The sequence below is a fragment of the Parendozoicomonas verongulae genome, assembly GCF_009711465.1.
Taxonomy (GTDB): domain Bacteria; phylum Pseudomonadota; class Gammaproteobacteria; order Pseudomonadales; family Endozoicomonadaceae; genus Sansalvadorimonas; species Sansalvadorimonas verongulae.
On sequence record NZ_SMME01000712.1, the window covers coordinates 1 to 6,551 of the forward strand.

At 48.7% G+C, this 6,551-nt stretch carries 7 protein-coding genes; all 7 read right to left on the minus strand.

Features of this window, described 5'->3' with window-relative positions; genetic code table 11:
- On the minus strand, window positions 1-1,515 hold a 1,515-nt coding region (locus E1189_RS03560; RefSeq protein ID WP_155158687.1), incomplete at its 3' end, for an AICE element replication initiation protein.
- A gap of 3 nt (window positions 1,516-1,518) precedes the next feature.
- A complete protein-coding gene (locus E1189_RS03565) occupies window positions 1,519-2,367 on the minus strand; it encodes a toprim domain-containing protein (protein ID WP_196221160.1) in 849 nt (282 codons plus the stop codon).
- Window positions 2,368-2,735: 368 nt separating this feature from the next.
- Window positions 2,736-2,948, minus strand: coding sequence for a hypothetical protein (locus E1189_RS03570; protein WP_155158692.1), 213 nt, complete (start codon window positions 2,946-2,948; stop codon window positions 2,736-2,738).
- Window positions 2,945-3,232, minus strand: coding sequence for a helix-turn-helix transcriptional regulator (locus E1189_RS03575; RefSeq protein WP_155158694.1), 288 nt, complete (start codon window positions 3,230-3,232; stop codon window positions 2,945-2,947). The genes E1189_RS03570 and E1189_RS03575 overlap by 4 nt, the downstream gene beginning before the upstream one ends.
- A gap of 209 nt (window positions 3,233-3,441) precedes the next feature.
- Window positions 3,442-4,575, minus strand: a complete 1,134-nt coding sequence (locus E1189_RS03580) for a hypothetical protein (RefSeq protein WP_155158696.1) — start codon at window positions 4,573-4,575, stop codon at window positions 3,442-3,444.
- Between the two features lie 148 nt (window positions 4,576-4,723).
- A complete protein-coding gene (locus E1189_RS03585) occupies window positions 4,724-5,602 on the minus strand; it encodes a GIY-YIG nuclease family protein (RefSeq protein ID WP_155158698.1) in 879 nt (292 codons plus the stop codon).
- Window positions 5,603-5,689: 87 nt separating this feature from the next.
- Complete coding sequence (locus E1189_RS03590) at window positions 5,690-6,529, minus strand: restriction endonuclease subunit S (RefSeq protein ID WP_329601883.1); 840 nt, start codon at window positions 6,527-6,529, stop codon at window positions 5,690-5,692.
- Between the last annotated feature and the right edge of the window lie 22 nt (window positions 6,530-6,551).

Here is a 6,551-nt window from a genome sequence, read left to right on the forward strand (position 1 = left end):
AATTTCGGCCTGAAAGTCACACATCGGGTACGAAGATGTAAGTTCTATAGTAACAAGGTTTCCCCGGCTCGTTCTGGCTTGGCCAGTTACTACCCTTATGCCCATGGCTTCCAACCCTGCCGCCTGACGCTTCAAAATGCTGGACAGACCGTAAGCGCTGTGAGGCCAAGCTCGGCTATCTCCACTACTGCGGTATCCTGAAAGCCGATCCAAAAGAGCCTTGTAGTTGCCAGAGAAAACCAGCGCACTCGTACTCTTCGCAGATAACTCCATTAGTGCAACGCACACTGGGCTGGATTCCAGACCGGTGTGGATCATCTCCTTCTGGCACTCCCGAAGCATGCTGCAGAACGAGTGCGGATGCCTGATCACTTGAACGATGGCCTCACCTAGCTGACCAAAATCAACCAGTCGTGGTGGATCTGGCAACACGATATCAGGAAGCACCCTCAAGGCATTGGAGAACACATCCAGCAGCCCACCCAGTATGCTGGGATAGACAGCGTTGTACTGGGCGTCCAGCTCGGTTTTGGACTTCCGCTGTCCCCGTGGTAGTGCATCCAGCTCAATGCTGATACAGCGATCTATCAGGTCGAGCCGAGTCGCCATTGGGGTGATACCGTTAATGATTTGGGGACGTAACGCTTGCAACACCGTCTCATCAGCATCCGAGTAGGCTGTTCTTTTCACATAGGCCGACCCTGTACTTACCTGGCACATGATGTCCTGCTGACCGCTGTTGGCGTGAGATACATTCTCGAAGGCCATAACCCAGTTAAATTGAGCTGATACGAAAAAGTGTTCATCTTGAGAAGGAAAGCTGCGGAGTGGTGCGGTGTTCGGATCAACAAGGGATCGAATAATCTCCGTTGTCTGGCTCTTACCCGTACCGTGTCCCCCGAGGATTTCCAAAACCGGCTTCTGCGTGTTCTGTCGCCAACTCTCCAAGATCCAAGCGATGACCAAAAACCTGTGTGAGGCAGGTACATTAACGTACGACCATAATTGCTCAGGGTCCCCACCCCGAGTTGGTGTAGGAAAGGGTTTCATCGTCTTGGATCGGACGAACATCACTGGGCTCAGATCCAGAATGCGCCAACCGGTGGTATCAACCTCAACCACTTGCCAGGCATCGTTACAGAGGTCGATATAGTATCGCCCCTCCCAGTATGCGACACGCAAAAAAACCGGTCTGGTTTCACCTTCGTAAGTCGCATCTGCACACAAGCTCTGACAAGCCTCGTCGACATGCTCCTTTCGGGCTGACTTTTTATAATTAACACGGTACCAGCGCCCAACATTCTTCCGGAAGTTGGCCGACTCAATAGGCCAGCATTGAATCACGCCTTTGCCACTGGAAAATCGTGCATAGCCACGATCCTCCTGATCCGTAAAAAGCTCACATTTCGCCTTAACAAGATCGAGGAGATTATCGACGACACTGCGCTTTTGCTCATCAGCCGGAGCATTGTTTAAAGCGCCGTCAAACAGCGCTTTTGCATCTTCTTTTTTCATTGTTCACTTCCCTGTGAGCAAGTCGTTCCAGTCAGTTCCCGTGTTCCCGGCACTAAAACGAGGGTATACAACGATCCCGCCGACAGCCTTAGCAGCAGCCTTTGCTTTCATGAGCCCGATATTCAGTTCGAGGTGATTATCGTTATCTGCGGCGAAAACGATTCTGGCTTTGGGGTACTTATGACGCAGGATCAGGGCAACAGCTTCAAGATTGCCAGCGTTAAATGCCACGAAAGTTGGATACCCTGTATTTTCGTAAATCGTGGCACCGGTGGCATATCCCTCGACGATGACAATAATGCCTTCGGGGTCAAACTCATCCCCGATACGATGAAAGCAGCCGGTAATACGTCCTCCTTTAGCAAACCGTTTTTTGCCATCTAAATAGATGTATTGCAGGCTCCACAACTTTCCGTCCACGTCTTGAAGTGGAATCATCAACACTCCATTCCTGACTCGGACACCATAAGGGCGAACCGCCTTCTTGATCAGGTATGAGTGATCCTCTAACTCGAGCGCACCGGAATAAAACTTTCTTCTACACTCATCCGCAGCCGTGCAATGTTGCTGCCATCGTTCCTTTTCAGCCAACCGCTTGGCTTCCGAAACTTGCTGTCGGAAAGCATTGATCCTCTCTGGTGTCGACGGCTTCTCGTCAAACCAAACCACCTCTTTCTGGTCAGTTCTCCATGAACCAAACACCCCAGCCGTGGGAAAGCAAACATACCAACCGTTCTGCGATCCGAGTTTCTCTCCATCAACACGGTAACGGTGAAGAAGCCCATCCATGACAATTTCCACTCCTAATGGTGGAGCCAGTCCAACCTTGGCCATAGCATCATAAATATCCATAGACTGGCCTCTTTGTCTGCGTAAAGTAGCTGCTGTATAAACACGCTTTGTATACGCCCCGAAGCGAGACAGCCGCATCTCCTTTACACGCCTCTTCAACCGCACAGGTAGCCCATATTTCAGCCACCTTCCGTGGGCAGGTCATGCTTTGATCAGCCAGAATGGCGAGCACCTTCTCCACCCAGAAGCTAATCTGTTCTTCACAATCCATTGTTTTCAAACCTCATCCATAAGGTTTTTAAAAGGCAAAAGAACCCGCTGGCTTTATTCACCAATTTGATGAAAAGCGTTTCTAGTTAATTTGCCTTTTTGGAATTAAAATCTAGTGAGAGACTACGAACTCCTCACTGCTTACTGTGGGTTATGCCTTACTCTTCAACATGGAACAGCTCACTGGCATAGACGATGCAGTCTAGTAAGTGAGGTATATCGCCTCCGGCTAAGTGACACTTAACAGCCCGGCCAACCAGAAGGTCAAAGTCCTTCTGAGTGCAGCAGGCACCGTAAGCCTCCAGTGCTTCCAGAGCCATTGCCGACCAGAATTTGGTCAGCTCCTCTTCGTTTACCTCTATGGTTCTCATTTGAGATCCCTCTCTTTTATGTGTGTTTGAGCCCATTCCATGAGCTCACTATGTACCCAACGCACACCTCCGCCGGGGATTGATACTGGCAATGGCAATTCGCCTGCAGCCATTAACCGGTATATTGTTGAACGACTAATACCAAATGTTTCTTCGATAAACTGACGACGAACCAGTTTTACATCATCGACTTTCTGAACATCCAACACTCTGGCAATAGCCTCTTCGACTACTTGCGTGATTGCCTCCTTATCGGGGGCTGGCTGACTATCCTTGTAAGCCATATTCCACTTCCTATTGTTGCTCTAGGGAACGCCTGTTGTGCCTGAGCACACTGTCAGACTACACCGCCCCAGCAAAGCCCTCAAAGGATTAGGATTCGGTGCAGAAAATGACAAATAAGTAGTAATTTCAGATAGTTACAGAAAGGAAAAGCCAATAAGAAAGGAAGTGGGGCACGAAAGCCCCATACGGGAGGTAAGCCGGTGCAAGACTAATCCTGCTTTGATGTAGCCCTTGTCAGCAAAGCGTCTATTTCAGTCTTTGTTGAGTCTGCTGCCTTACATAAAGCCTGCTGAAGATGATCACTACCAACCTTCTGAACATCAAACACAGCTTCAGCCACTTGCCAAATTCTTCCAATCCGCGTCTTGGGTAAATTCTCAATAAGGTAGGCCAGTGACGCCTTTGTTTTAAGCCATGGTATTAATCCAACGCCGTTTAGTGCTTTCTGGAAGGAGGTGAGGCTCAGGCCTTCTGGTATATAGCCACACACAACCAGGCCATCATGGAGTAAATGAATAGAAATCACCCTATCATCAATGTATACGGCTAGTGTCCCCTTTGGTGCACTTCTTGATCGCCCGACCTGGTGATAAAGTGGCCTATAACCAGAATCTGAACTCTTGTACTCATTTTTTTTATTGAACTTTTCATTCACACGATTCAACTCAGAAATTTCGGACGGAGATAAACGACCAAGGTCTTTCACTTCATCAATAGCCAGTTTCAGCAATCTGATTTTACGTTCCAACTCGTCGCATTCCCTGACTTTTCCAGCACGAGCCTTACGTACGACATCACCAGTATAACCCTGCAGCTTCTTTTCTAGCTGCTTTAATGATTTAGAAAGGTAGCTGTCATACGTTTGCCTATCCCTATCTGTGAAACAATCTACTGACGAGGCATGACGATATTCGCTGTAAAACTCCTCAGAATTATTTAACACACCTGCCCCTATACCTGTGAGCGGCGGTTGATCGGTAGAAGGGGCACTTTGTTTAGCCGTCAGTGGAATAAGGTGAACGGACTTAGGTAAGTCAACTTCTTTCACTTGGGGTTCAGCGGTTGCAATGGGATCTTCAGCCTCATCAAGCTCTCTGACTTCATAGCAGAACCTTGGCTTATCAACCCATCGCCCACTCCCGTCATCATCCTGAACGTAATGACTCTCTACAGCATCACTCAGAACTGGCAGAAAAAACCGGGCTATCTCAACCCACTTATCTCGTTTGATAAGCACGCGTTTCCCATTAACCTGAAGAAAAACGGGTTCATTCTCCACGCCATCACTAGCGATACGAAGGCGAACTTTTGGCGCTTTGTTATTGATGTTATCGGCTGTCATATCGGGTTAACGTCACAAGTTATTTGTGAAGTCTTTGATACTATCAGCGCTGCCCAGAAGGAAACAGCCCATCTCAATATATCAGCCAAGGCGTGATAAAAAATCACGGTAAGAGCAGCGACTCACTGCACGCTCTCACCATAAGCTGCTAACCGCTAATTACCTCCCTCAGGGTGCGATTATCATCTGCTTTCCAGGCAGTCATACCATTGGTGCTGCGGCCAGAGATTACACACCCTGCAGCAGAAGGGCTGGAGAGTTCGTAGTCTTCCACAAAGTGATAGCTCTCCCCATCCAATACCAGTACGCCTTTTTCTAACATCTTTTCCCGGTTGCGTTGCACGGCAGGTGGGCATGAGTTGGTCAGCCCTCGTACTGCACGGGAACCTTTGAAAATAACGAACCCTTCCTCTGAAGGTGCTCCCGTTGCCGTCACGCCTCTTGCCGAGTAACGGAATACCGGCACCGGGCTGGCTTCTTTTTCAGAGGTTGCAGAGAGGCAGGATTTAACCGCAACGGCACCCGGCGCAGAAAAGTGGAGTATCCCCAGCACCGGAAGGAGCTGGATCATTCTATCCATAAACACATCCATATCGGCACGGTCGGCTTCAGGGAGGGATGAACCGCTGGCGGCGTTGTTCATCACTGTGACCCGTTTACTGCTGTGGGCTTTCTGGATCATCTTACCTTCAATGTAACGGATATGGGATTTGGTCAGGTTTTCATCCTTGCTGACAAACACATAGGTGTGAGTCCAGTAGTCTTTTTCATCGTTACGGGCGTGCTGGCGCAGGCGGTTGGCGACGATTTCGGCTTCTCCGATATAGATCATCGGCTCTCCACTCTCAGCATCCATACCGGACAGCATGTAAACACCGGGGCTTTGTAGTTCAGGGCGTTTGAGCAGTTCATCCAGTTGGCTGCGGGGGCTGGCTATGGCCTTGCCAGACCAGTTACTAATCTCGGCGGTGCGGAGTCCGGTTGGACTGCCATTCACAAGGAACAGTTTGATGGTTGCGGGTTGCATAGACTTCTTAACGAACGATGACCTTTTGAAAGCGGGCGTTGGTTGGGTTAGCGGCGAAGCTGCGTAACCCAACACAGGGCGGTTAACTTAGAGTTCTCCGGCGAAGGCTTTTTGGCTGAGAGAGTTAAAAAGTTCATTATTACTCTGATCTAAGCCAGAATATTTGAGCTTCAAGTTATGTGTCTTATTGAATGAATCAGCAAACTTCATTTGGAGATCTAACGGAGGTAAAATGAACCGAACGACCTCCAACTTCCCTTTGCTCACCATGCCTTTCATTGCGTTTGTCGATGCTTCTTGAATCTTTTTCTTAGCAAATAACGCAAGTCCATATATGAACTCGGTACACGCAAGGTTTGGCATTGGTGTCAATGCATTAATTTGTTGATTGAAAGCTACATCTCTATTTGCTATTGCTGCATTACCTACACAGGCCGGGCTGCCAGCTATGCAAGTGATAAGTATTGAGCCTGTTTTTGCAATACGGCCAACATCTCCCCCCCGATGAGACAGAAATTCAGTAGCCGTAGTCAGAAAATGTGATGGAGTATTGATATTGTCAGATTTAATCCATTCAACATCGGAGCCGTAATATTCTGGCACTTTTCTGCTTGGTGTATTTCCTGTGGTGACTTTCGCAAATTCTTTGATTGGTTTCACCTCCCACCTCTTCGGATTAGTAACCGGATCACCAAACATATCCAGAAACACACTGCGGAGGAATTCGTCGGCGAGACCGATGGCCTGCTGGCGTTTCTGGCGAAGCTGGTCGGCTTTATCCAGGATAGCGGCGATGCGTTTTTGTTCGGGCAGTGGGGGGAGTGGGACTGTCACTTTCTCCAGCCCCTGACGTGTAATCTGTGGCTGAGCTGAACCAGAAACTACATCGTTAAACCCTCTCCTTAAAAAGAAATAGTAGAACCCGATGTGTGACTTTCAGGCCGAAATT